Annotated in this window: 24 protein-coding genes and 1 pseudogene; 17 read left to right on the top strand and 8 right to left on the bottom strand. The window is 64.8% G+C overall.

Features of this window, described 5'->3' with window-relative positions; all coding sequences use genetic code 11:
* The first annotated feature begins 117 nt into the window (after positions 1-117).
* From E8L99_RS19475 to E8L99_RS19430, 10 genes are all read left to right on the top strand, one after another.
* Complete coding sequence (locus E8L99_RS19475) at positions 118-1,341, top strand: cytochrome P450 (RefSeq protein ID WP_137101104.1); 1,224 nt, start codon at positions 118-120, stop codon at positions 1,339-1,341.
* Between the two features lie 173 nt (positions 1,342-1,514).
* Positions 1,515-2,672, top strand: coding sequence for an ABC transporter substrate-binding protein (locus E8L99_RS19470; protein ID WP_137101103.1), 1,158 nt, complete (start codon positions 1,515-1,517; stop codon positions 2,670-2,672).
* Positions 2,673-2,684: 12 nt separating this feature from the next.
* Positions 2,685-3,566, top strand: coding sequence for a branched-chain amino acid ABC transporter permease (locus E8L99_RS19465; protein WP_137101102.1), 882 nt, complete (start codon positions 2,685-2,687; stop codon positions 3,564-3,566).
* The gene (locus E8L99_RS19460) at positions 3,563-4,498 is read left to right on the top strand and encodes a branched-chain amino acid ABC transporter permease (protein WP_137101101.1); all 936 of its coding nucleotides are present in this window, start codon (positions 3,563-3,565) and stop codon (positions 4,496-4,498) included. Before E8L99_RS19465 ends, E8L99_RS19460 begins: the two co-directional genes overlap by 4 nt.
* On the top strand, positions 4,495-5,283 hold the full coding sequence (locus tag E8L99_RS19455; RefSeq protein ID WP_137101100.1) for an ABC transporter ATP-binding protein: 789 nt from the start codon (positions 4,495-4,497) through the stop codon (positions 5,281-5,283). The genes E8L99_RS19460 and E8L99_RS19455 overlap by 4 nt, the downstream gene beginning before the upstream one ends.
* A complete protein-coding gene (locus tag E8L99_RS19450) occupies positions 5,270-5,989 on the top strand; it encodes an ABC transporter ATP-binding protein (RefSeq protein ID WP_137101099.1) in 720 nt (239 codons plus the stop codon). Before E8L99_RS19455 ends, E8L99_RS19450 begins: the two co-directional genes overlap by 14 nt.
* Positions 5,982-6,761, top strand: a complete 780-nt coding sequence (locus E8L99_RS19445; protein WP_215907018.1) for an SDR family NAD(P)-dependent oxidoreductase — start codon at positions 5,982-5,984, stop codon at positions 6,759-6,761. Before E8L99_RS19450 ends, E8L99_RS19445 begins: the two co-directional genes overlap by 8 nt.
* Entirely contained in the window at positions 6,754-7,509 is a 756-nt protein-coding gene (locus tag E8L99_RS19440) for an SDR family NAD(P)-dependent oxidoreductase (RefSeq protein ID WP_215907017.1), read from the top strand. The genes E8L99_RS19445 and E8L99_RS19440 overlap by 8 nt, the downstream gene beginning before the upstream one ends.
* Positions 7,510-7,528: 19 nt before the next feature.
* Positions 7,529-8,356, top strand: a complete 828-nt coding sequence (locus tag E8L99_RS19435; protein WP_137101097.1) for a polysaccharide deacetylase family protein — start codon at positions 7,529-7,531, stop codon at positions 8,354-8,356.
* A 26-nt stretch (positions 8,357-8,382) separates the two neighbouring features.
* On the top strand, positions 8,383-8,904 hold the full coding sequence (locus tag E8L99_RS19430) for a nuclear transport factor 2 family protein (protein ID WP_168201738.1): 522 nt from the start codon (positions 8,383-8,385) through the stop codon (positions 8,902-8,904).
* A 6-nt stretch (positions 8,905-8,910) separates the two neighbouring features.
* Here the strand turns inward: E8L99_RS19430 and E8L99_RS19425 are convergent, their stop codons facing one another.
* Together E8L99_RS19425 and E8L99_RS19420 are read right to left on the bottom strand one after the other, a co-directional pair.
* Positions 8,911-9,573: a Rossmann-fold NAD(P)-binding domain-containing protein gene (locus tag E8L99_RS19425; RefSeq protein WP_137101095.1), complete on the bottom strand. Its 663-nt coding sequence runs from the start codon at positions 9,571-9,573 to the stop codon at positions 8,911-8,913.
* A gap of 30 nt (positions 9,574-9,603) precedes the next feature.
* Positions 9,604-10,047: an Lrp/AsnC family transcriptional regulator gene (locus E8L99_RS19420; protein WP_137101094.1), complete on the bottom strand. Its 444-nt coding sequence runs from the start codon at positions 10,045-10,047 to the stop codon at positions 9,604-9,606.
* A gap of 145 nt (positions 10,048-10,192) precedes the next feature.
* Between E8L99_RS19420 and E8L99_RS19415 the strand changes: the two genes are divergently transcribed.
* Complete coding sequence (locus tag E8L99_RS19415; RefSeq protein ID WP_137101093.1) at positions 10,193-11,446, top strand: D-amino acid dehydrogenase; 1,254 nt, start codon at positions 10,193-10,195, stop codon at positions 11,444-11,446.
* Positions 11,447-11,470: 24 nt separating this feature from the next.
* On the opposite strand, the gene E8L99_RS19410 is transcribed toward E8L99_RS19415, so the two are convergent.
* From E8L99_RS19410 to E8L99_RS19390, 5 genes are all read right to left on the bottom strand, one after another.
* Positions 11,471-12,085 carry a glutathione S-transferase gene (locus E8L99_RS19410; protein ID WP_137101092.1) on the bottom strand — a complete coding sequence of 205 codons (615 nt, stop codon included), beginning with the start codon at positions 12,083-12,085 and terminating at the stop codon, positions 11,471-11,473.
* A gap of 230 nt (positions 12,086-12,315) precedes the next feature.
* Entirely contained in the window at positions 12,316-12,786 is a 471-nt protein-coding gene (locus E8L99_RS19405) for a MucR family transcriptional regulator (protein WP_137101091.1), read from the bottom strand.
* A gap of 169 nt (positions 12,787-12,955) precedes the next feature.
* Complete coding sequence (locus tag E8L99_RS19400) at positions 12,956-14,284, bottom strand: aspartate aminotransferase family protein (protein WP_137101090.1); 1,329 nt, start codon at positions 14,282-14,284, stop codon at positions 12,956-12,958.
* Between the two features lie 9 nt (positions 14,285-14,293).
* Positions 14,294-15,340 carry a phosphotransferase gene (locus E8L99_RS19395; RefSeq protein ID WP_137101089.1) on the bottom strand — a complete coding sequence of 349 codons (1,047 nt, stop codon included), beginning with the start codon at positions 15,338-15,340 and terminating at the stop codon, positions 14,294-14,296.
* 157 nt (positions 15,341-15,497) lie between these two features.
* On the bottom strand, positions 15,498-16,736 hold the full coding sequence (locus tag E8L99_RS19390; protein WP_137101088.1) for an aminotransferase-like domain-containing protein: 1,239 nt from the start codon (positions 16,734-16,736) through the stop codon (positions 15,498-15,500).
* 561 nt (positions 16,737-17,297) lie between these two features.
* Between E8L99_RS19390 and E8L99_RS19385 the strand changes: the two genes are divergently transcribed.
* Entirely contained in the window at positions 17,298-18,779 is a 1,482-nt protein-coding gene (locus E8L99_RS19385) for a site-specific integrase (protein WP_137101087.1), read from the top strand.
* A gap of 129 nt (positions 18,780-18,908) precedes the next feature.
* Here E8L99_RS19385 and E8L99_RS19380 read toward each other — a convergent pair whose 3' ends face one another.
* The gene (locus E8L99_RS19380) at positions 18,909-20,519 is read right to left on the bottom strand and encodes a porin (RefSeq protein ID WP_137101086.1); all 1,611 of its coding nucleotides are present in this window, start codon (positions 20,517-20,519) and stop codon (positions 18,909-18,911) included.
* 117 nt (positions 20,520-20,636) lie between these two features.
* On the opposite strand from E8L99_RS19380, the gene E8L99_RS19375 reads away from it, so the two are divergent.
* The 5 genes and pseudogenes from E8L99_RS19375 to E8L99_RS19355 all read left to right on the top strand — a co-directional run bounded on the left by E8L99_RS19375 (position 20,637) and on the right by E8L99_RS19355 (position 25,803).
* Positions 20,637-21,107, top strand: coding sequence for an Lrp/AsnC family transcriptional regulator (locus tag E8L99_RS19375; RefSeq protein ID WP_137101085.1), 471 nt, complete (start codon positions 20,637-20,639; stop codon positions 21,105-21,107).
* 155 nt (positions 21,108-21,262) lie between these two features.
* Complete coding sequence (locus E8L99_RS19370; RefSeq protein WP_137101084.1) at positions 21,263-22,279, top strand: ABC transporter substrate-binding protein; 1,017 nt, start codon at positions 21,263-21,265, stop codon at positions 22,277-22,279.
* Between the two features lie 19 nt (positions 22,280-22,298).
* Entirely contained in the window at positions 22,299-23,036 is a 738-nt protein-coding gene (locus E8L99_RS19365) for an ABC transporter permease (protein ID WP_137102205.1), read from the top strand.
* A gap of 71 nt (positions 23,037-23,107) precedes the next feature.
* A pseudogene (locus tag E8L99_RS19360) lies at positions 23,108-23,791 on the top strand (ABC transporter ATP-binding protein); the annotation flags it as partial.
* 506 nt (positions 23,792-24,297) lie between these two features.
* Positions 24,298-25,803 (top strand): porin, encoded by a 1,506-nt coding sequence (locus E8L99_RS19355; RefSeq protein ID WP_137101082.1) that lies wholly within the window; start codon positions 24,298-24,300, stop codon positions 25,801-25,803.
* Positions 25,804-25,967: the final 164 nt, after the last annotated feature.

Here is a 25,967-nt window from a genome sequence, read left to right as displayed (position 1 = left end):
TCAGGGTCGCCGTTCAATCATCGCCCGATACCACCGTATTTGCAGCCGATACGATGCCAATATGGCCTGGCACTTGCTCCGATCGGCCAGTGCAGGGGGGCTTGAAGGGAAATCACCATGGTCCAAGCAGCTGCCACAAGCCTGAATGAGATCACGGCACCGATCCTCGACGTCGATCCCTATAGCGACGCCTCGCTGAACTCGCCCTTTGCGACCTTCGATGCGGTCCGGGCGGCAGGCCACGTCGCCTATCTCAGCACCTACAATGTCTATGTCATGGGCCGGCATGCGAGCATCCATCCGGCCCTGAAGGACTGGGAGACGTTCTCCTCGACCGGTGGCTCGGGCCTCGGCGATATCCGCAAGCCAGGCGCCTGGCGACCGGCAAGCCCGATCGTCGAAGTCGATCCGCCGGTACACACCAAGGTTCGCTCCGCCCTGCAACGCATCCTGTCGCCGGCGCTGATCCGAGCCTGGCGGGAGGACTTCGAGCGGGAGGCCGATCGCCAGGTCGCGGCGCTGGTGGAGCAGGGGACATTCTGCGGCGTCCACGATCTCGCCGAGGCCTATGTCGCCACCACGTTCCCCGATGCGCTGGGCCTCGAGAACTCGCCGGAGCGGCGCGACAACCTGTTCCTGCTCGGCGCGCTGAACTTCGACGGACAGGGCCCGAGGAACGCCCGCTACGAGGACACCCAGCGGCGCGCCGACGGCATCCAGGACTGGTACCAGGCCATGATGCGCCGCGAGGCCATGGTGCCGGGCGGCTTTGGCGAGAAGATCTTCCAGGCGGCCGATGCCGGGGAAATCGAACAGGAGGTGGCGCCGCTGTTGGTGCGCTCATTCCTGCGCGGCGGGCTCGATTCAACCTCCAGCGCCATTTCCGCGGCACTCTGGTATCTCGCCCGCGATCCCGCCCAGTTTGCCCTGCTGCGCGAGGACCCGAACCGGGCGCGCGGTGCATTGGAAGAGGCGATGCGGCTGGAGACGCCGATCCAGAACGTCTGCCGCCAGACCATGCGGGATGTCGAGATCGAGGGCGTGACGGTGCCCTATGACAGCAAGATCCTGATGCTGCTCGGCTCGGCCAACCGCGATCCCGATCGCTGGGAGCGGCCGGACGAGTTCGACCTCAACCGGCAATTGCTCGGCCATGTGGCACTCGGCCATGGCGTGCACATGTGCGTCGGACAGATGGTCGCCCGGCTCGAGGGCGAGGCGGTGCTGAAGGCGCTGGCGCGCCGGGCCGCGACGCTCGAGATGGCGGGAGACACGACGCGGCGTCTCAACAACAATCTGCGCAGCCTGGCGACATTGCCGTTGCGGGTCACGGCTGCCTGATGGCGCGGCACTCGGCAACCTGACGCAGCCGGTCACCGGTTGCATGGAAGCCATGACGTTTTCGAAAAGGCGGGGTGTCGAATGATGTTTGACACTCTGAATGCCAGAAGAGCATAATTCAATATGATCGTATTGTTAGACGATACGTTCCTGCCACCCGAGAGGATCTGACCATGACGCATTTCTCCCGCCGTCACATGCTGAGCATCCTCGGTGCGAGCGTCGCCGCACCGGCCATCGTCCGGGCGCAGGATACCGGCCCGATCAAGATCGGCGGCATGCTGCCGCTGTCGGGAGGCGCCAGCATCGAAGGCCGCCAGATCATCCAGGGGCTGCAGTTCGCCGTCGAGGAATGGAACGCCAAGGGTGGCGTGCTCGGCCGCAAGATCGAACTCGTCATGGAAGATGACGAGAGCAATTCCACCAAGGGCGTGACGGCCGTGCGCCGCCTGATCGAGCGCGACAAGGTGCCCTTCATCATCGGCACCTACGCATCGGCGGTTGCCGCCGCGGCGTCCAAGGTCTCGGCCGAATACAAGGTGCCGATGCTTTCGGGTGGGTCGACCGGCGCGCTGGTCACCGACCAGAACACGCCGGGCGATCCGTGGTTCTTCCGCTCCTGGCCGGACAGCAACGGGCAGGGCGAGGATACCGCCAAGGCGATCGTCCAGCTGTTCAAGAAGACCAAGGTCGCGATCATCCACGACAACACCAATTACGGCCTGACGCTCGCCGAGCAGGTGACCAAGGTGGTGACGGGTGTCGGCGGCTCGATCGTCTCCAAAGACAGCTACAATGCCGGCGAGCAGGACTTCTCGTCCATGCTGACCAAGCTGCGCACCATTCGCCCCGAAGCGGTCTATATCGGCGGCTGGGCGGGCGACGGCGCCAATATCGTGCGCCAGGCGGCTGAGGTCGGCCTTCGCACCCAGTTCGTTGGCTCCGGCTCGATGATCTCGGACGATTTCATCAAGCTGGCGGGCCCTGCCTGCGAGGGCTTCGCGGTGGCGACCCTGTTCGAGGCCTCGACGCCCAATCCGGTGGGCAAGGCCTTTGCCGAGCGCTTCCGCCCGCGCTTCAACCAGGACGCCAACACGTTCTCCTCGCTCGGCTATGACTCGACCACCATTGCGCTGGAGGCCATGCGCCGCGTCGGCAAGCCGGACGGGCTGGAAATCCAGAAGATGCTGAAGAGCGGCATGAAGGACTGGCAGATTGTCCAGGGCCCGGCGGGCACGACAGCGGCCTTCGACGCGAAGGGCAGCGTCAATTTCCCGATGTTCATTGCGGTCATCCGAAACGGCAAGCGCATGCTGAACGCCGCGGGCTGATCGGGGCCCCTGGTGTTCGATTTTGATCTGTTCCTGCAATATATCGCCAATGGCGTCGTGATCGGCAGCACCTATGTGCTGGTTGCTGTCGGTCTGACGCTCATCTTCGGCATTCTGGGTGTGGTGAACTTCGCCCATGGCGAGTTCTACATGCTCGGCGGCTATGCCGGGATCATGGCGGTCACCGTTCTCGGCCTGCCGGTCCTCCCGGCCATCGGCTTCGTGCTGGCCACCTCGGCCATTATCGGGATCGCAGCGGAGGCGATCCTCCACAAGCCGATGAAGAACCGGGATGCCACCAGTTCGATCATCTCGTCGTTCGGCCTGGCGGTCGTGTTGCAGAACGCGGCGCTGATCACCTTCGGTCCGCAGCCCCAGCGGCTGCAGACCTCGCTTTCCACCATTCCCGTCGAGATCGGCCCGATCTTTCTGCCGCTGCAGCGGCTGATGATCCCGATCACGATGGTCGTCCTGATTGCCGTGCTCTATCTCGTCCTGCGCTACACTTGGACGGGCCGGAGCCTGCGCGCCATGGCCCAGCACCAGACGGTTGCCCGCCTCTGCGGCGTCCAGGTCGAGCGCGTCGCCGTCGTCACCTTCATGGTGGGTGCGGGCCTCGCCGGTGTTGCCGGCATGCTGATGTCGTCGGTCTTCCTGGTCTATCCGATCGTCGGCAACATGATCGCGCTCAAGGCCTTCACGGTGGTGATCCTGGGCGGCATGGGCAATGTCGCCGGCGCCGCGGTGGCCGGCCTGGTGCTCGGCATCGTTGAATCGCTGACGTCGGCCTATATCGCCAATTCCATGCGCGACGTGGTCGGCTTCATCGTCGTGATCCTGGTGTTGCTGTTCCGTCCCCAGGGCCTGTTCGGCAAGGCGGTCGACCGGTCATGAGGAATATCAGCCTGTCACTTGCCGTCATCGTTCTCCTCGCCCTGCTGCCATTCGGTGTCGGCGGCTACGAGGTCAATGTGGCGATGGTCATCCTGTTCTATGTGATCCTGGCCGTCGGCCTGGATCTGGTGGCGGGCTATTGCGGCCAGTTCTCCTTCGCTACCGGCGCGTTCTATGGGCTCGGCGCCTATACGGCGGCGATCATGAGCCGTGACCTCGGCACGTCGATCTTCGTCAACCTGCCAGCGGGTGCGCTGGTCGCCGGCCTGTTCGGGCTCCTCCTCGGCATTCCCGCACTGCGGCTGAAGGGCCACTTCCTGGCGATCGTCACCATCGCCTTCCAGACCATCGTCTATCTCGTCATCTCGCAATGGACCTCGTTCACCGGCGGCCAGGTCGGCCTCTCCATGGCGAATGTCGGCCCGGTCACAATGTTCGGCGTGACGCTGTTCGAGATTGCCAGCCTCAAGGCCTATTACTGGCTGACGCTGGTCATGACGGTCATCTGCGTCTTCGCCGCCTGGCGGCTCGCCAATTCCAGGCTTGGGCGGGAGTGGATCGCGATCCGCGACGACGAGACATTGGCGGCTGCCGTCGGCATCGACACGACACGCGGCAAGCTCACCGCCTTCGTGGCTTCGGCAGCGCTGGCCGGGATTGCCGGCGTGCTCACCGCCCATGCGCTGCGCGGCGTGACGCCGGACGATTTCACTATCTGGATCTCGGCGACCGTCGTCGCGATGATGGTGATCGGCGGGCGCGGCACCTTCATCGGGCCGATCATCGGCGCGATCTTCCTGGTGCTGATGCCGGAATTCCTCGGCCGCTTCGCCGAGTACAAGATGCTGATCTACGGGATCCTGCTGGTGGTCGCGATCACCATCATGCCCGAGGGCGTCATCGGCCGGCTCCGGCAGCGGAGCGCCCGATGAGCACCCCCATCCTCGAGGCCCGCGGCATCACCAGGCGCTTCGGCGGCGTCGTCGCCGTCAACGACGTGAACCTCGTGGTCGGCAAGGGCCAGATCGTCGGGCTGATCGGGCCGAACGGCTCGGGCAAGTCGACCATGGTCAATCTGGTCACCGGGGAGCTCAATCCGGACGAGGGCCAGTTCCTGTTCGAGGGCCAGGACATCACGGGCCTGCCGACCTATCGGCGGGCGCGCGCCGGCATGGCGCGGTCGTTCCAGTTGCTCCGCCTGTTCACGTCGCTGAGTGTGGAGGACAATCTCCTGCTCGCCCACCACATGCGCATGAAGACGGGGATCGTGGATTCGATCCTGGGGCGGGCGTCGGGGCTCGCCGAAGAACAGGCCGCGCGCCGCAGGGCCCGCGAACTGCTCGCCTGGTTCGACCTGGAGGCCTTCGCCGACAAGCCGGCCTCCGAGCTGTCGATCGGCCAGCAACGCATGGTGGAGCTTGCCCGCGGCATGATGAGCGAGCCGACCCTGTTCGTGCTCGACGAGCCGGCCGCCGGCCTGTCGCCGCCCAATGTCGACAAGCTGATCCTGCTGATCCGGCGCCTGCGCGACGAATTCGGCATGAGCATCCTGCTGGTCGAACATGTGATGCGCGTGGTGCGCGATCTCTGCGACCACGTCGTGGTGCTCGATTCCGGCGTCAAGATCGCCGAGGGCAAGCCCGACGCGGTGGTGAAGGATCCGGTCGTCGTGGAGGCCTATATCGGTTCGGGATGGAAACGCCGTGCTCAAGGTTGACAACCTCGTCGCCGGCTATGGCCGCACCCGCATCCTGCATGGCGTCAACCTGCATGTGCCGAAGGGCGGGCTCGTGGCCCTGCTCGGCGGCAATGGCACCGGCAAGTCGACCACGCTCAAGGCGATCGTCGGCCTTGTGAAACCCGAGGAAGGGCAGGTGCTGCTCGACGGTCAGCCGATCGATGCCATTCCGGCCGAGAAGCGGGCCGCCATGGGCCTCTCGATGGTGCCGCAGGGCAAGGAGGTCTTCGCCGCGATGAGCGTCGAGGAGAACCTGCTCATGGGCGCCTATCACCGCCGCAAGGACCGGGCCGGGATCGCCGCCGATCTGGAGAGCGTCTATGGGCGGTTCAAGCGCCTGCGCGAGCGGCGAAAGGTCAATGCCGGCATGCTCTCCGGTGGCGAGCGCCAGATGCTGTCGATCGGGCGGTCGCTGATGGCGAGGCCCACCATGCTGCTGCTCGACGAGCCCTCGGCGGCGCTGGCGCCGCGCATTGTCGAGGAGATCGCCGAGGCGATCCTCGGCCTCCGCGAGCTCGGGCTCACGCTGCTGCTGGTCGAGCAGAATGTCGGCATGGCGCTCGATATCGCGGACTACATCTACGTGATCCGCGGTGGGCGCATCGCCTACGAGCGCACCGTCGGCGATGGCATCGCCATGGAAGAGCTCCAGGAATTCTATCTGGGAGGCAAGGACCATGAGTGACCGGACCATGAGTGACCGTTTCACCGGCAAGGTTGCAGCCGTCACGGGGGCTGCCGGCGCGCTTGGCCGGGCGACCGCCATCTCGCTGGCGGCAGAGGGCGCCAGGGTCCTGCTGTTCGACCGCGACGAGGCGGGGCTGAAGGCGACAGCCGAGCATTGCCCGGGATCGATCATTGTCATTGGCAATTCGGCCTCCGCCGCCGATGTCGAGCGGGCGTCGAAGGTTGCCCGCGACCGGCTGGGTCCGGTGGAGCTGCTGGTCGTCGCCGCCGGAATGGTCGGACCGGCGCGCAACGCCGTCGACGTGACCGAGGCCGAGTTCGACGAGGTCTTCGCGGTCAACGTCAAGGGCTCCTGGCTCGCCGCCAAATACTTCATCCCGCAGATGCGCGAGATCGGGCGCGGCTCGGTGGTGCTGTTTTCCTCGACCGCCGGCATGGAGGGCTCGCCGGTGCTCTCGATCTATTCGGCGAGCAAGGGCGCGGTGACGCTGCTCACCAAGAGCCTGGCGCTCAACCACGCGACCGAGAACATCCGGGTGAACTGCGTCTGCCCCGGCACGATCGACAGCCCCATGAACGACCGCGCCATCGCCCAGGCGGGCGATGCGGCGGCCCAGGCGGCGCGCGCGCGGTTCCAGATGTCGAAGCACCCGATGAACAGGTTCGGCAAGCCGCAGGAAGTGGCCAATTCCGTGCTGTTCCTGCTGAGCGATGCCGCGACCTATACAACTGGCGTGGCCTTGCCCGTCGATGGAGGCCGTCTTGCCTGATCCGACACGGTTTGCCGGCAAGGTTGCCATCGTCACCGGAGCCGCCCGCGGTATCGGGGCGGGGGTGGCCGAACGCTTCGCCGCCGATGGCGCCAAGGTGCTGCTGGTCGATCTGCTGCCCGAAGTGCTGGAGACCGCGGCCCGCCTCGGCCAGGTCGGTCTCGTGAAGAGCGTCACCGACCGCGATGCCGGCGAGACCATTGCTCAGGCGGCCCTCAAGGCCTTCGGCCGCATCGACTTTCTGATCAACAATGCAGGGATCGGCGGGTCCAAGCGGCTACTTGATTCCGACGATGCGCTGATCGACCGGTTCCTCGACACCAATCTTGGATCCATGCTCAGGATCACCCGGTCGATCGTGCCGCATTTGCCGAAGCCGGGCGGGCGGATCGTCAACCTGTCGTCGATCTTCGGCATCACCGGCTATCCCGGCACCACGGCCTATGCGGTCGCCAAGGCCGGCGTTGCGCAGTTCACCCGCCAGCTGGCCGGTGAGCTCGCGCCAGACGGCATTCTCGTCAACGCGGTGGCACCGGGGCTGATCGAGACGCCGATGACCTCAGGCCACCTCCAGAACGCGCTCTATACCCGCCTCATGGTCGAGGGGACGCCAGTCGAGCGGCTGGGACAGCCAGCCGACATTGCCGGCCCCATCGCCTTCTTCTGTTCCGACGATGCCGCCTTCGTCACCGGCGTCGTCATGCCCGTCGATGGCGGGTTCCTTGCCGCACGCCACGGCCGCATCTGAGCCTGAAGGAGTCGAGACCATGCATGACATGAGCATCCGCTGGCCGAACGGCGCCCGCTGCGCCGTCATGCTGACCTTCGACTTCGACGCCGAGACGCTGTGGACCGCGCGCGACCCGGACAATGTCCATCGACCCGGTGTGCTGAGCCAGGGCCGCTACGGCGCCAAGGTCGGCGTGCCGAAGATCCTCGACACGCTGCGCGACGAAGGCATCAGGAGCACGTTCTTCGTGCCGGGCTGGACCGCCGAGAACCACACCGACCGGGTCGAGATGATCCTGAAGGACGGCCACGAGGTCGCCCACCATTCCTATTCCCACAAATGGGTCTCGGGCGATCCGGCCGCCGAGATCGAGGAGATGGAGAAGGGGCTCGAGGCCCTGAAGCGCACCGTCGGCGTGGTGCCGAAAGGCTATCGCTCGCCGGCCGGCGAAGTCTCGGTCGGGCTGTTCAAGCTCCTGCAGAAGCACAATTTTCTCTACGATTCCTCGCTGATGGATGACATCAATCCCTATCGGCACACCCTGCCGGACGGGTCAAAAGGGCCGATCGAACTGCCCTGGCACTGGAGCCTGGACGACGCGCCGTTCACGCTGTTCTCGGCCAAGACGCCGCGCCCGATCTTCACCAACGAGCACATGCTGTCGGTCTACAAGGAAGAGTTCCGCGAGATCTACAAGTGGGGTGGTCTGTTCGACATGATCTTCCACCCGCAGTTCGGCGGCAGGCCGAGCCGCATCGCGCTGATCCGCGAACTCATCGCCTTCATCCGGACGTTCCCGGGCGTCTGGTTCGCCACCGGCACTGAAGTCGCCGAGGCATGGTCGAAGGAATACGAGAAGGCCTGACCCATTGCCTGCCCGAGGAGGCCGACATGCCGACACTTGAGGAGCGCATCCAGCGCCTGGAAGATATCGAGGCGATCCGGCACCTCAAGGCGCGCTATGCCCGCTATGCCGACGAGAAGTACACGGACGACCATCAGAGGAAACCCCAGGCGGAACTGGACCGCCTGGCCGATCTCCAGGCCGGGCTGTTCACCGAGGATGCGATCTGGGATGCCGGCGAGCATTTCGGCGTGTGCAACGGCCGCGACGAGATCCATGCCTTCGTCCGAAAGGGCGCATGGTCGTTTGCCATGCACTATTTCCTCAATCCGCAGATCGACATCCACGGCGACACGGCAACGGGCCACTGGATGCTCTGGCAGGCCTGCACGCTGACCGCCGGCGACACGCCGTGCTGGATGGCGGCGATCGAGGATGACGAGTACCGGCGCACGCCGGAAGGCTGGCTGATGAGCCGGATGACCTTCACGCTGAAGTTCATGACCCGCTTCGACGTGCCGTGGACGCAGGTGAAGAACCTGCCGTTCCACCTGCAGACGCACGGCTGAGGCCGTTCAGACCACCGTGTTGATGTCGGAGCTTTCGAGCACCGGTTTGGCGTAGCCATTGCGGGCCACCGCGATCATCGCCTTGCCGAGTTGCTCCGTCGTGGTGACGTAGCCGGGAAAAAGGCGCAACAGCAGCGGATAGAGCGGCATGGTGGCGGAGTAGAGCGCCTGGTACCAGCCGGTCTTGGACCGGATGCCGTGAAGTGGCTGGATGGCTGCCGGCCGGAACGCATAGGCTGCCTTGAACGGCAGGCGCCGCAGGGCATTCTCCGTCCGTCCCTTGACCCTCGCCCACATGATCCGGCCTTTTTCGCTCGAATCCGCGCCCTGGCCGGTCACATAGAGAAAGGTCATCTGGGGATTGAGCGGCGCAAGGGCGCCGGCAACCGTCAGGGTGAGGTCGTAGGTGAGGCGGGTATAGTCGGCCTCCGACAGGCCGACCGATGTCACGCCCACCGTGAAGAAGCACGCATCGAAGCCTGTGAGGTCGGCCGCGATCGTGCCGATGGCATTGAGGTCCTGGAGGATGACCTCGCGGAGCTTCGCGTGGCTCTGTCCCGTGGGGCTGCGCACGACGATGGTGACGGCCGTGACCGACGGGTCGCCCAAACATTCGCGCAGCGCGCCCTGACCGACCATGCCGGAGGCGCCGAAGATGAGAACGTTCATGGACAGGGTCACCTTTCAGTTGGTCGGCGCCTAGAGAACGCTGCGGATCGCGAAGCTGGAATGGATGCGGGAAACGCCCGGCAGACGCGAGAGAATGTCCTTGTGGACCCGCTCATAGTCGGCGGCACTCGGAATTTCGACCCGCACGAGATAGTCGGACATGCCGGTCATCAGATCGCATTTGCGGACCTCGGGGCATTTGCGGATCGCTGCCTCGAAACGGTTCAGATAGTCCTCGGTCTGCCGCTCCAGCGTGATCTGGGCAATGACCACCGCCTGATTGCCGGTGCGGTTCTCGTCGATGAGAGCGGTATAGCCGCGTATCGTGCCGCTTTCCTCCAGCAGGCGGACGCGCCGCAGACAGGCTGACGGCGAGAGCCCGACGGCAGCCGCGAGGTCCGCATTGGACATGCGGCCATCCGCGCGCAGGTGCTGGATGATGCGGTGGTCGATGGCGTCGAGGGTGAGACGCATAAGATTCCAATTCGTGCCGGTTCGTTGCGCAATATGCCATCAGACAGAATATCCTGCGCAAAAATTCAAGCACATTCGACGTTTCCGCCGATATCTCTGCGCCGGGCATTCCCGCTAGGCGTGCGAGAAGCAGGCGGATGGGGCAATGAAGACGGTCATTCTTGGCGGCGGCGTGATCGGCGTGACCACCGCCCATTATCTGGCCGGTGCCGGTCACGAGGTGGTTGTCATCGAGCGCCAGCCGGCGACCGGCCTTGAGACGAGCTTTGCCAATGCCGGCGAGGTGTCTCCCGGCTATTCCGCGCCCTGGGCGGCGCCGGGCGTGCCCGTGAAAGCGCTGAAATGGCTGGCCATGAAACACGGCCCGCTGGTCGTTCGCCCCCATGCCGATCCCGCCCAATGGCGCTGGATGGCCGAGATGCTGATGAACTGCACCGAGGCCCGCTATCGGATCAACAAGGCCCGGATGGTGGCCCTTGCCGAATATAGCCGCGACTGCCTGATCGCCCTGCGTGCGGAGACCGGCATCGCCTATGACGAACGGGCGCGCGGCACGCTGCAGATGTTCCGGACCCAGAAGGACCTCGATGGCAGCGCCAAGGACATTGCCGTGCTGAAGGAGTCCGGGGTTCCCTTCGAGGTGCTTGATCGCGCGGGCGTTGTCGCCGCTGAACCGGCGCTGGGGCTGGTCAGCGACAAGATCACCGGCGGGTTGCGGCTGCCCAATGACGAGACCGGCGACTGCCACATGTTCACACAGCGGCTGGCGGAACTCGCCAGGGAGCGGGGTGTCCGCTTCATGCAAAGCCTGGCCATCCACCGTCTGGTCAATGAGGGTGACCGCATTGCGGCCGTCGAGACGAGCGAAGGCAAGGTGACAGGCGACCGCTATGTCGTCGCCCTCGGCAGCTATTCGCCGCTGCTCATGAAGACGGTCGGCATCCGGGTCCCTGTCTATCCGGTCAAGGGCTATTCACTGACGCTGCCGATCACCGACGAGACGGCGGCGCCTGTCTCAACGGTGATGGACGAGACCTACAAGATCGCCATCACCCGGCTCGGCGACCGGATCCGCGTCGGCGGGACGGCGGAACTCGATGGCTACAATCTGTCGCTGAGGGATGGCCGGCGCCGGGCGCTGGAACATTCGGTCGGCGATCTGTTTCCGCGGGGCGGCGACCTCTCCGCCGCGAGCTTCTGGGCGGGGCTCCGGCCGATGACGCCGGACGGCACGCCGCTGATCGGCGCCACGCGCTACCGCAATCTCCACCTGAACACGGGACATGGGACGCTTGGCTGGACGATGGCCTGTGGATCGGGACGGCTGATGGCCGACCTCCTGTCGGGCAGGGCGCCCGACATCGATCCCGCGCCCTATGGCATCGGTCGCGGTCACTGACCGCGACCGATCTTGCCGCGGCGATCAGGCCGTCGGGAAGGTCGCCTTCATGGACGGCCGCTCGGAGAAGCTGGCGAACCACTTGGCCAGCCGATCATGGCCCTTGCGCCAGTCGATCTCGGGGAAGCGGAAGTCGAGATAGCCGAGCGAACAGGCAACCGCGATGGTGCCGATGTCGACATTGGCTTCCAGATAGGCGATCGAGGCGTTGGAAAAGTCCTCGACTGTCGTCCGGATCTTGGTCTTCTGACCGTCGCTCCAGTCGGACCAGCGCAGGTTCTCCGGACGTGCGATCGCCTCGTAGCGGGCGAGCAGCGCGGCATCGAGCATCTCGTCGGCGGCCGATTGCAGCACAAGCGCCTGCCAGCGGGTCGAACCCTCGGCCGGGATCAGGCGCGGTGCCGTGCCCTGTGCGTCGAGATATTCGCAGATCACCCGGCTGTCGTAGATGGCCATGCCGTCATCGGCGATCAGGGTCGGGACCTTGCCGGTCGGATTGTGCTGCTTGATGTTGCCGTCCTGGTTGATCGGATGGGCCGCAGCCGACAGTTTCTCGATCCGGCCGTCGAGGCCGCGCTCGATGGCGCAGACCATGACCTTGCGAACGAAAGGCGAGGCTGGGGAATAGAACAGTTTCACGGCGGATATCCTTGCAGGGGAGCGTTCGGGTGGGCGGCCTTGGATCGTAGCGGGATCGCCTGGCCGGTGCATCCTGCCGCAGCTTGCCGCCGGGCACGACCTGCCGCGCCATCCGTCATCCGGCTGATCCTCAAGACAGGCGCGCCGGATCGAACACAAGAAAAGGCCACCTTGCCGGTCAGCAAGGTGGCCCTGTCATGTCAGGACGCTCGGGGCGCGTCAGATCAAGGTCAGGCCTTGGCCTTGCGTCCGCCCTTGGCTGCTGCCTTGCCCTTCACCGGGGCCGGGCCGCGGCGCTGCTGACCAAGACCGGATGCCTTGGCGAGGGCCGAGCGGGCGCTGGCGTAGTTCGGCGAAACCATCGGATAGGTCGGCGGCAGGCCCCACTTCGCCCGGTATTCGTCGGGGCTCAGATTGTAGACGGTGCGCAAGTGCCGCTTCAGCGACTTGAACTTCTTTCCGTCCTCGAGGCAGATGATGTAGTCGGGGCTGATCGACTTCTTGATCGACACCGCCGGGACCAGTTCGACCGGGGCCGGCGCAGGGGCCGCGCCCGACAGACCCTTGAGCGCAGCATCGACGCTGCCGATCAGGCTCGCCAGACTTTCCGGTGCAACCTTGTTGTTGCTCACATAGGCTGAAACGATGTGAGCTGTCAGTTCCAGCAGGTCGTCCGCATCGAGTTGCGTCTGGTCGTTCATGTCGGTTTCCCAGTCATCAGGATTGTGAGTGCACTGTGTCGACTCAAGTCGGGCAAATGTTGTGCCGTCAGGCTTCGTGATTGGCCTTGTGCGACTTGCACATTAAGGAAAGTCTAGCACGGATCAAGGATTGCTGCCGGCTAAATAGCAAAAGCCGGCGTTGCATGGTTTATCGACGGTGTGCAATGGCGCCGAGGACGTCGTCCATCGCGGTCAAGAAAAGATCGGCATTGTCGCGCGAAAAGACCAATGGTGGCCGGATCTTCAGAACATTGGCATGCGGTCCGGCGGCACTGATCAGAATGCGCTTTTCCCGCAACCCATTGACGAGATTGGAGGTTGCATCGGTTGCAGGTGCGCGAGTTAACCGGTCAGTTACCAGTTCGACGCCGATGAACAGACCGGTTCCGCGAACGTCGCCGATGAGCTCATGGCGTTCAGCGAGCATGCGGAGACCCTCCAGCATGTGACGGCCAACGGCCTTGGCATTGGCGATCAAATTTTCGCTTTCAATCACGTCCAAAACCGCCATTCCGACGGCGCAGGATACCGGATTACCGCCGAAGGTATTGAAATACCTGGTCGTTCTGCCGAATGATTCGAGGATATCCGGCCGGGCCGCCATGCCGGCCACGGGGTGTCCATTGCCCATCGGCTTGCCCATGGTGACCATGTCCGGCACCAGGCCGTGGCGGGCGAACCCCCACATGCCCTCGCCGGTGCGACCGAATCCAGGCTGGACCTCATCGGCGATGAACAGCCCGCCGGCTTCGCGGATGGCCGCGGCCGCCGGTTTGAGAAATCCTGCGGGATCGGCGAACACGCCGTCGCTCGAGAAGATCGTGTCGACGAGCAGCGCCGCTGGCTTGATGCCGTGGAGCGCCATGTCCGCGATTGCTCCGCGGACATGGGCCGCCAGGGTCTCGCCCACGTCGGCGCCGCCGGAGCGGTAAAGGTCCGGTGCCGGGACGGTGCGGATGTTGGGCCCAAGCGTGATGCCGCTGCCGAGCGACGGCGACATCTCCGAAATCGCGACCGTCACGCCGTGGTAGGCGAGACTGGTGACAATGAAGCCGGTGCCGCCGGTGAAGGCGCGCGCCGCCCGGTAGGCGAGGTCATTGGCCTCGCTGCCGGTGCAGGTGAACATGACATTGCCGATCGCCGCGGGAAATGTCGCCAGCAGGCGCTCGGCATAATCGAGAATGCCGTCGGTGATGTAGCGGGTGTGCGTGTTGAGGATAGCCGACTGGCGGGCGAGCGCCGCCACCACGTGCGGATGACAGTGACCGACGGATGCGACGTTGTTGTAGACGTCGAGATAGGCGTTGCCGTCAGGGTCGTAGAGCCAGACGCCTTCGCCACGTACGAAGTGGACGGGGTTGGCGTAGAACAGCCGGTAGGCGGGGCCGAGGAGCCGTTCGCGCCGGGCGATCAACGCGCGGTCGGTCTCGGAGACCTGATCGGCGGCGGCCGCGTTGAAGGCATTGATCATGGTCATGGGATCACCTCAGCCGATCCGCTCGGCAAGATAGGTCTGGGCCTCGCCGGGCGTGAGCAGGTCGAGCCGGGCAAGGCCGGTCCAGGCGGCCTGCTGGTTGCGCAGGATATAGGGGGCGTTGTCCGGGTGGCGGGCGGCGCGCCACGAACTGATGGCAATGGACAGCGCCATGCGGGTCGCGATCAGGCCGGGCAGGACCGCCATCTCGGCAGGCTCCAGCGGCAGGACCGCATGAAATCCGCCAACAAGATCCGCAGGGCCCGCCAAGGGGTGGCCGTCGGGCTGGATCTGATAGGCGCATGCGGTCGCCAGATCCTGGACCAGTGGCGCGCGGACCATGTCGCCGAAGTCGATGACGCCGGCGATCCTGTCGCCTGCAGTTGGGTCAGCGAGGATGTTGTGCGGGTTGAAATCGTTGTGGACGACCTGGGTTCGCAGTCCGGCCAGCGCCGGCAGGATGGTCGTCTCGAACCGGTCGAAGGCGCGGGCGGGCAGGGCGCGGCGCTCGGGATCGGGAATATCGGCGAGCAGGTCACGGGCGCGGGCCGCTCGCTTCAGGTCCCAGAGCAGATCATGGTTGTCGGCGGGGTGCCGGAAATCGGCGAGGGCCTGGTCAAGCCGCGCCAGGAACTGGCCGAGGGCCTGTCGCTGGGATGGGGTGGCGACCGTGAGGTGGAGCGGCTCGCCGGGCAGATAGGTATAGCAACGCAGCCGCCTGTCGGCCTGGCCTGGAACCCGCCAGACGACATCGTCGGTGCCTGTCAGCGGCGCCACGGCGCGCGGGGTAGCTAGGGTCCCGTTCCGCATCGCGACATGGCGCAGCGCCTGGGTCTGGAAATCCGTGACCGCAGGGTCCTCGGCGGGATGGACGATCTTCAGGACATATTCGCCGCCGCTGGTCTCAGCGATATGAAAATTGCGGTCGCGCTCGCCGGTCAATGCGCGGATCGTGCCCGACAGGCCGAAGCGGTCGCGGGCCAGTTCCGCGGCCTCTGCGAGCGTTGCGGGAGGCGCTGCCGTGTCCAAAAGGTCGCCCAGTTCGACCGTCAAGGCCATCGGCGTTCCATCCCATCCTACGCGCCGGCGCGCGCGAGCGGTCACGCCGCGTCCGAAGGCGGCGGATAGTGCAGCGCAGCAAGCCCCGGCGCAACGGCCGGAGCCATGCTGTTTCGCACGGGCTTGTCACCACCCGGACGACCGCGATTGCTGTTCGTCAGCGCTGCTGGACGTTGCCGATGCGCTCCGGCACGCCCATCTCGCGGTGACAGACCTCGGCGAGCGCCGCGACGCCCGCGCGGATGACATCGATCGGCGGATTGGCGAAGCAGAGCCGCAGACGCCGGCGGCCATGCCCGGCATCCACTGACCATTCCACGCCGGGGTTGATGGCGATGCCAGCGGCCGCCGCGACGGTGTAGAGCCGCGACGTGTCGACCGATGCAGGCAGCGTCATCCAGAGGAAGATGCCGCCGGGCGGCACCTCGAACTCGGCAGCCGTGCCGAAATGCTCGTGCAGGGCATCGACCAGCGCGTCGCGCTTAGCCCTCAGAGTCGCATTCAGACTGGCGACATGGCTTTCGAAGTGGCGATTGCAATATTCGGCCAGCACCATCTGTTCGAGCGCGCCCGAGCCGGCATCGGTCTTCAAGGGCAGGATGCGCGCAAGAATGTCCCAGTCGGCCACCAGGTAGCCGACGCGCAAGGCCGGCGCGATCGACTTGGAGAACGAGCCGATATGGATGACGCCGCCCCAGCCCTCGGTGCGGGCGAGCGCCATGAGGGCAGGCGGCCGGCCGCCCTCGAAGATCAGGTCGGAATAGCATTCGTCCTCGAAGATCGGCACACCGTGGGTCATGGCGAGCGCGAGCAACTGCCTGCGGCGCTCCAGCGGCATGATGGTCGCCGTCGGGTTCTGGATGGTGGGGATCGCGTAGATATATTTGGGCGTGATGCCACGGGACTTGAGGTCGTCTAGCGTCTCGGCGAGCGCGTCCATGCGCATGCCGTCGCCATCGAGCGGGATGCCGATGATCTTCGCGCCCAGCCGCTGCAGCCGGGTGATCGAGCCGCCATAGCAATCCTGCTCGATGATGACGGTGTCGCCGGGCCCGACCAGCAAGGCATTGACCAGATCGATGCCCTGGAGCGAGCCGGACGTGATCAGGATCTCGTCGCTGGTGCAGGATACGTCCGCGTCGCGCTTCAGCTTGCTCACAAGGAAATCGCGCAAGGGCAGATAGCCCTGCGGGCCGCTTTCCAGGCCATAGGTCGCAAGCGTGCGCCCCTCGCGGCGCATGACGGTGGTGATCGCCTCCAAGAGGCCGTCGACTGGTGTCGAGCCCGGGTCGTTATGGCCGCCGACAAAGTTGAAGGCGGGGAAGCCGGCATAGCGCGCGGCGGGGGCGGGGAGGCCGGTCCGCAGGAGCGAGGCGAGCGAGAAGGGCGTTGTCATGACGCGGTCTTTCCAGAGAGGCGACGACCGCGCCAGACAGGCTGTTACGGTCGAAATGCAGCTTAGCATTGCGCGACGGGCGGGCGCGGTCGAGTCGACGCAAAGTGGCATACCGGCCATCCGCCGATCTGTTATATTAATTGTATGATGTAAATCCGCAACATCGCCACTACCTAGTGGACTTGGAGCCTGCCTCTGCGAAATAGGAAAAGAAAGCTAGTTTGTATTTTCTTTGCCGGCGGCTCATTCAATGTACACATCAGAAACAATTCGCGATCTGCTGTGACGCAAGTGGTCTTGCCGCATTTCACGAAATTGTGAGCGCAATGGCAGCGTCATCCGGGCGCATGCGCATGTTGGTGTCCCCAAGGCCATGTCCTTGTCTCGCCATAATTGCGCCAAAATCACGGAAATGGAAGTATAGGGGCGGCATTTTGAGGCCGCATTCTATCGAATGGCATGCCGATTATCACAATTGTGTGCGCATTTGGGTGCGCATTTGCTTGCCTATGTGCGTCGCGAAATTGTGGAAAGCGGAGGTGTCTGCTAGGAGAATAGTCATTGGCGCGGGCGATCGATGGCCCGACTTCAATCCGTTGTTGGATGTCGGTCTTGCGCAATCGTCATAAGTCGGAGTGCATCTGCGCTTCGACGCTAGGTGAGGAGCATGGATCGGTCGTGGGCTTGATCGCGCGAGAACCCGAATTGCGACTGGGGGCGGCGGGTGATTTTCACTTCGCGCTGCCGCTGGCGGGTGAGCTGATCGACCGGTTCCGCGGCTCCTCGGTGGCGGTGCGGGTCGACGGATTGGCCTTCGATGTGACGGTCGACGAAGTCGTTGCCATTCCGACTTCGGCTCTCACGCTGCAGGAAGCGAAATATTTTGCGGCCGCGATCTCGTTTCAGGTGCTCGCAACCCTGCACGACAGCGGCAATGCCCGGGACGATCGGCCGATTTCGGCGCGCCTGGCGCTGGTTTCAACGGATTCCAGTGATTCCAGGGCCGCCTTGCCGGCCGCGAAGGCGGAACCCGCACCGGTGCCGGCGGCCGAACCCGTTTCGGCAAGCCTCACCTTCACCGAGCTTTTCGACCTCTGGAGCCGCCATCATCTGGCGGTCGGAGGCGCGCCGACCACGCCACCCTATTGGCGCACGCTGGTCGGTCGCTTCGAGCATTTTCTGGGACATGCCGATCCGGCACGGGTAACCGCGCATGATGTGCGGGCCTATCGAGATCATCTGATCCAGACGGGACGGCATGTGCGCACCGCGCGGGATTCCGATCTCGCCGCGCTGCGATCGCTGTTCCGGTTCGGCGTTGAGAACGATCTCGTTCCCAATGACCCGACATCCGGGGTCCGCGTGCGCAGCGGCCGGCTGGTGACATCGCGTAAAATGCTGGCTTTTTCGGATGAGGAAGCGGCGATTATCCTCAAGGCGGCGGATTGCGAGCGTATTGCCAGCCGCCGCTGGATTCCATGGCTGACCGCGCTGACCGGAAGCCGCGTTGCGACCATGGTCAATCTGCGTCGGGAAGACGTGGTGTGCGTCGACGGAATCTGGTGCGTGAAGGTGTCGCGCAAGGCTGGCCCGGTGAAAACCGCGGCTTCCGAACGGCTGGTTCCGCTTCATCCGGCGCTGATCGAGCGCGGATTCATCGCTTTCGTGCAATCGGGAACGTCGGAACGGCTGTTCATCCGATCCTATCGCAAGGTCGACGCGGCTGTTGTCGGCGATGCGGGTGCCGATCCCTATTATCCCGGCCGAACCACCTATAACCGGATGACCGAGTGGATCCATTCGCTTGGATTGGAGATCGGCCGTTCCGCCGGCAAGGATCCGAACCATGCTTGGCGGCACTGGTTCAAGGAAAAGGCCTTTTCGGTCGGAATCCCCGAGAAAATCACCGATGCCATCGTTGGCCATGCGCAGATCAGCGCGGCCAGGCGCTATGGCAATGTGACGTTGCGGCAGATGCACGAGGCGCTTTGCCAGATGCCGCTACCCTCGCCCGACCGGACCGATCAGCGCAACGCAGCTTGAGGGTTTGGGGCAGGGGGCTTTTCACTCGGGGCCAAGTGCGCCGGAATTGCCGGATCTCACACCATCATCAACGAAAAAACCCCGGCGATTGCTCGCCGGGGTTTCTTCAGATCGAGATCTGAGACGGGATCAGAAGTTCCGCTGAACGCGGAGGGTGGTGTAGAGGTTCTGATCCGAGGTCTTGCACGCGCCGGTGGCGGCGACGATGGCCGAGCCGACGCCGCACGAAGTCGCGGTGGCAGCGCCGCCGGCGTTCACGCCGGTACGGTTGATCGAGCCGTAAACAACCTCGAGGCCGAGGTCGAGGTTACGAACCGGCGACCAGACGAGGTTTGCACCAACGGTCCAGAGGCTGAAGTCCGGCAGGGTCGAAGCGAGCGGTGCGTCGACGCGAGCATAGGTACCAAACAGCGACGAGCGCAGGTTCGGGGTCCAGAAGTGACGGAAGCCGGCGGCAACGCCCCAGGCCTTCGACGTCTGGATCGCCGGGTTCACCAGACCGGTGTTCACGATCGCATCGCGATAGTTGTACACAACGCCGCCAGCCTGCGAGAAGTTGAACGGGCCAGAGGTGTTGTTGCGGTTGGCAGTGATGCCGTCGCCGTTGCCGTTCAGGATCACGTAACCCAGAGCGCCGTCAGCATAGGTCGCCTGCAACCAGAACTGATCGCCACGAGCGATCATGTCGAGGTTGAGACGGAGGCCGGCGCCGATGGCGTAGCCCCACTTGTCGCCAGCAGCGGCGGTCGGGATCGTGCCACCGGTAGCGGTGTTGGTCGAACCAGCGAAGCCGTAGTCCTTGATCTGGCGGAACGCACCCATCAACTGGGCCGAACCCCAACCCTGATCGACGCGCAGGTTGGCGACGATATCCGGGACGTCGTTGCGGCCGTAGGTGAGGCCACCGAGACCCGAGAGCGGACGGTTGCCGAGCGAAACGGACGAACCGTTGGTGCCCAGAACGGCAGCGTCGAGGTTGCCGATTTCGGTGATGCGGCGATCTTCGAGCGACACGGTCGCCGAGAAGCCCGAACCGAACGAGGCGGTGTAGGCCAGCAGGTTGGTGCCGGTGGCGCGAGCCGTGGTGGGGTTACCCAGCAGGTTCACGTCGCCCTGGTAGAAGTTGAAGAACGAGGCCGAGTAGCCGAACGTGAAGCCAGCGAACTGGATGAACGCGCGGTCCATGACAGCCAGCGTCGAGCGCGGGTTGTTGTTGTACGAGTTGAGGCCCGAACCAACGTAACCCGACGACTCACCGCGACGGATGGTGAACTGAGCGAACGAGCGCAGCAGACCATATTCCGTGTTGGAGCGGGCGTCGAAGTTGATCGCGAAGCGCGACTGGAAAGCCGACGAGTTGTCGAAGGCGGCGTTCGAGATGTTGCCAGCGGTGCCGTTGTTGCCAGCGGCCAGGATGTTGCTGGTGTGGTTCAGATAGACCGAGTAGTCGGCGCGAACGAAGCCGCCGATACGAAGGCAGGTGTCGGTGCCCGGGATGAAGAAGAAGCCAGCGCCGTACGTGTCGCAGATGCGGACGTACTCAGCGGGGGCAGCCTTGCCCGGAAGATCGGCAGCCTGGGCGCCTGCGATAGCAGCGAAGCCAGCGGCGGTGCCGAGAAGAAGGCTCGTTTCTTCGGCCGGACTCGCCACCCCGACTCGCCACCGGTCTGCGGGAGCGCCGGCACCGCCCTCCCGCCAGCATGATCGGCAAGCACAAAAGACCCGCACCAAACCGGCCATCTTGCCAAAATCGCAAAAATATTCTCTAGTAGAGCCACAAATTGGGCTTCTGAAATAATCTTATCCCACAAAGTGGGATAAAGAGGATTATTTTTCTGAGAACCGAGGATTTTTGACGTGGATGCCATCGACCGGAAGATTCTGACCATCCTGCAGGAGGACGCCACCCTCTCCATCGCCGAGCTGGCGGAGCGCGTGCACCTGTCGCAGACGCCCTGCTGGAAGCGCATCCAGAAGCTGGAAGCCAACGGCTATCTGGTGAAGCGCGTGGCGCTGGTGTCGCCGGAAAAGCTCGGCCTCGGCCTCACCGTCTTCGTGTCGATCGAAACCAACGACCATTCGCGCGAATGGCTTGGCCGCTTCGCCGAGACGGTGGCCGCCTTGCCGGAGGTGATGGAATTCTACCGGATAGCCGGCGATGTCGACTACATGCTGCGCGTCGTGGTCACCGACATGGCGGCCTATGACACGTTCTACAAGAAGCTGATCGAGACCATCCCGCTGAAGAACGTCACATCGCGCTTCGCGATGGAGCGGATCAAGTCGACCACCGCCTATCAGGTCCCCCCGATGCCAGCAGCCAAGTGAGACGCGCATAGGGCGCCATTCTATCGGATCTCGCAAAACAGAATATTCTTATTGCGATTGCCGCAGTCACAGCAATGCCGGTCATTATTTCAGGCGACCCGTTGCGGAAATTGGCATAAATTTTCTATGTAACGGGCAAATTCAGGAGTTCCCCCATGTTGCTCTCCCGCCGTGCCGCTCTCGCCGCTCCCCTTGTCGCCGCCTCCGGACGCCTGGCGCTCGCCCAGGCGCCCGTCACCGCGCGGATCGGCGTCATCCCGATTCTGGCGGCGGCCCCAGTCTTCATCGCGGACCGCGAGGGCTGGCTGAAGGACAGTGGGCTCGCCACCCGCTACACGACATTCGAGTCCGGGCCGAACATGATCCAGGCGCTGGCCTCCGGCACGATCGACGTCTATGTGGCCGGCGTTGCGCCGCTGGCGGTCGCCCGCACGCGCGGCATCGACATCAAGGTGGTCGCCTCGACCGCTGTGGAGGAGATGACAGTCGTCGTCACCCCGAAGCTCGCTCGCTTCTTCGAGCCGGGCGTCGCGCCGGCGGAAGCCTTCAAGCGCTATCGGGCCGCAACCGGATCGCCGGCGCGGCTGGCCACCCAGCCCGCCGGCTCGGTGCCGAATGCCACGCTGCAGCACTGGCTGTGGGAGGTGACCAAGACCGACCGCGCCGATGCCGCGATCATCGCCATGGGCATTGATGCCACCCAGCAGGCCATTCTGGTCGGCGCCGTCGAGGGCGGCACCGTGCGCGAGCCGGCGGTGACCATCGTCACGCAGCGCGATCCCGGCATCAAGGTGGTGGCTCTGGGCGGCGTGATGTTCCCGGACCAGCCCGGCACCGTCATCGCCGTGACAGCGGCCTTCCTGCGCGACCACAGCGACAAGGTGCAGGCCATCGTCAATGGCGCGGTCAGGGCCGTCCGGCTGATCGGCACGGATCCCGCGCGCGCCGCGGTCCATGTCGAGCAGGCACTCGGCAAGGGCATTGTTGACGGCGCGACCATCGGCAAGGCGCTGGTGTCGCCCTCGTCGAAGTTCACCGCCGATCCGCGCCGCATCATCGAGGCAACCGCTGCCCTCCAGCGCTATCAGGTCAAGATCGGCGCGCTCGACCGCGAGGCGCCGCTCGACGGCCTGTTCGACACCAGCTTCTTCCTGCGCGCCACGGCGTCCTGACGTGGCAACCACACCGCTCATGCGCCTTCTGCCGCCGCTCGGCCTGCTGATCTTCCTGGCGGTATGGGAAGCCGTTCCGCGGCTTGGTCTGGTCAACCCGGCCTTCCTGCCGCCGCCGAGCGTGCTGCCGGCCGCCTTCCTGCGCGAATTCACCTCCGGCGAATGGCTGGCCGCGATCTGGAATTCGCTCGGCCATTACACATTGGGCCTGGCGACCGGCACGCTGCTGGGCATCGCACTCGGCATTGTCACCGGCATGTACCGGCCGATGGAGCGCCTGACCTCCTGGGTGGTGCGCGTGCTGAGGCCGGTGCCGGGGCTCGCCTGGGTGCCGTTTGCCATCATCTGGTTCGGCGTCGCGCCCTCGGCCGCTGTCTTCATCATCGCCATTGGTGTGTTCTGGATCGTCTATTTCGCCGCCCATGGCGCCATCAGCTCGGTCGATCGCGATCTGATCGAGGTGGCCGATGCCTTCGGCTTCCGCTCGGGGCCCGAGCGCCTGATCAAGGTTCTGCTGCCGGCGGCGACACCTGGCCTTCTGGTTGGTGTCCGCACCGCCATCGGTCAGGCCTGGATGGCGGTGGTGGCCGCCGAGATCTTCGGCGTCGCGGGGCTCGGCCAGCGGATGATGCAGGCCTCCAGCCTGCTCGCGACCGATATCGTGGTTGTCTACATGCTGACCATGGCCGGGCTCTACGGCCTGCTCGATACGGTCTTCGTGGCTCTGCAGGGACGGCTGTTGCAATGGAAGGCGTGATCGATATCCGCGGCCTGTCGCTCACCTTCGAGCGCGATGGCCAGAAGACCCGCGTGCTCGACAATCTGGACCTGACGGTCCGGCGCGGCGAGTTCCTGGCCATCGTCGGGCCCTCCGGCGTCGGCAAGTCGACATTGCTGCGCGTGCTGATCGGCCTTGCCAAGCCAAGCGGCGGAACGGTCGCCGTCGCGCCCGCCTCCTCCGACGGTCCGGCCCTGGCGCTCGTCTTCCAGGATGCCCGGCTTCTGCCCTGGCGGCGTGTGATCGACAATGTGGGTCTGGGGCTCGAAAAGCTTCGCCTCACCCGGGCCGAGCGCCACCGCCGCGCGCTGGCCTCGCTGGCCCTTGTCGGCCTGGCCGATCTCGCCACGCGATTCCCCCACCAGCTCTCCGGCGGCCAGCGGCAGCGCGTGGCGCTGGCGCGCGCCCTGGCGGTTGAGCCGGATGTCCTGTTGATGGACGAGCCGTTTTCCGCGCTCGACGCCATCACCCGCGAGGCACTGCAGGACGAACTGACCCGAATCCGCCAGGCAACGGGCAAGACAGTGCTGTTCGTCACCCACGATATCGACGAGGCGACCTATCTCGCCGACCGGATCATCGTGCTGTCGGGCTCGCCCGGGCGCATTACCGGGCTACATAGCGTCGAACTCCAGCACCCGCGCCACCGCGCGCACGCAGACCTCAGAGCCGCCGGCCTTGCCGTCAGGGGCGCGCTCGAGGGCGAACTGGTGAGCGACGGCGCCGCCATCTAGGCCGCGCACCCGCCAAAAGGTACCGAGTCGCCTGTTCCCGAGCGCTCGGGGGACGGGGATTCGCGCTCGGCGGCATCCGGTCCAGGCGGTTGGTGCCGGCCACGGGCACAACCCGGTGCGCCGTAACGGTTAACGTCACCTAACGGTTTCGTGATCACCAATTCCGAAAATTGTCAGAACTATTCCAAGAGCTTAGAGTGGCTTGGCGGAGGCGCTCGGCGGTTAAGGCCTGCGTGACCTTCCTGCAACACTTGGGGGCAAAGCCTCGCCGGGAGGACGTGAACGGCGTTCTTTCGATTGATCGGCTGGATGCCATCGGTAATGGTGACCTTGCGACGAAGGGGGGCACCCCGGTCGCACCGCCTCTTTTGGGTTCGCACGGTTTCGCACCCCGGAGACAAAAAAGGCGGCTCGCGGGGAATAAAGGGCTCCTAAGCCTCGCCGGGAAACCGGCAAGTTAAAGGAACCCACGCTCCCTTTCAGGAGAAACTTTGGAGGTCTACAACATGAAGACGGTCAAGAGCCTTCTTCTCGGCACCGCCGCTGGCTTCGCTGCCATTGCCGGCGCTCAGGCTGCCGATCTTCCGGGCAAGGCTGCCCCCGCTGAATACGTCCGCATCTGCGACACGTACGGCGCTGGCTTCTTCTTCATCCCGGGCACTGACACCTGCCTTCGTATCGGCGGCTATGTGCGCGCCGACTACACGGTCTATCTGAACCACACGAGCAACACGCTCTCGAACGGCGCCGTGAACATCTCGAACGGCGCTTTCGACAACACCTCGGCCTTCCAGTCGCGCTTCGGCATCAACTTCGACGCCCGCTCCAACACGGAATATGGTCTGCTGCGCTCGTTCGCCCAGTTCACCATCCGTCGCGGTGAGTCGTCGGGTTACATGGGTTCGGGCCTCAACGCCGGTAACAACAACCCGCGCTCGACGCTGGCCATCATGGACCGCGCGTTCATCCAGTTCGCTGGCTTCACGTTCGGCTACTCGGCCTCGTTCTTCAACTTCTACCAGGGCGATGTGAACCTGCTGGGCAACCCCACCACGGCTCGCGCCACATCCACCAACCTCCTGGCCTACACCGCCTCGTTCGGTTCGGGCTTCTCGGCCACCCTCTCGATCGAAGATCGTCGTATCGCCGAAGTCGGCAACCTCGACACGTTCACGACGGCTGCCGGTCAGACGATCTCGCTCGGAAGCCGTCCGCTTTCGACGGTCAACGGCCTGACCTATGGCCGCCAGGACGTTCCGGACATCGTCGCCAACCTGCGCGTCGATCAGGGTTGGGGTTCGGCCCAGTTGATGGGTGCGTTCCGCCAGATCAAGGACTACGGCTACGCTGGCACGACCTCGGCAACGAACGGCGCGATTTCGCCGACCGCCGCCGCTGGCGACAAGTGGGGCTTCGCGATCGGCGCTGGTCTGCGTCTCAACCTCGACATGATCACCCGTGGCGATCAGTTCTGGTTGCAGGCGACCTACACGGACGGCGCTCTCGGCTACCTGATCAACAACAGCAACGGCGACGGCGTCACGTCCAACCGCAACAACACCTCCGGCCCGTTCAACTTCTCGCAGGGCGGCGGTCTCGTGATGAACTATCGCGATGCGATCGTGAACACCGCTGCTGGCAATGTCATCCAGACGACGAAGGCTTGGGGCGTTGCCGCCGGCTTCCGTCACTTCTGGACCCCGAACCTGCGCTCGTCGCTGTTCGGTACCTATGCCAGCGTCGACGCTCCGCTCGCTTCGACCACCCTCCCGGACTTCAAGCTCTGGACGGTTGGCGCGAACATCGTCTGGTCGCCGGTTCGTAACCTCGACCTCGGCCTCGAGGTTGTCTACGGCTCGATCAGCCGCTCGGGCGTGAACTCCGGCACCGCCACTCAGGCTGCCAACGCCACTTGCAACTCCAACGGTTCTGCCGTTGTCGCGAGCACCCTCGCGTGCAAGACCTCGGATCAGAACCTCTACACCACCCTCCGCGTTCAGCGGAACTTCTGATCCCGTCTCAGATCTCGATCTGAAGAAGCCCCGGCGAACAATCGCCGGGGTTTTTTCGTCGGGTGGCGCCGTGGTGTGCGGGCTTGTTGGGGATAGCCCCCGCCCAAAGTGATCAGCTCCTATCGACTCCACAGAATCTCGGCCATGTTCGACGCGGTCTGTGC

Source organism: Phreatobacter aquaticus (assembly GCF_005160265.1).
Lineage (GTDB): Bacteria > Pseudomonadota > Alphaproteobacteria > Rhizobiales > Phreatobacteraceae > Phreatobacter > Phreatobacter aquaticus.
Note: the sequence above shows the minus strand (reverse complement) of the source record. Positions and strands in the feature narration are given on the sequence as shown.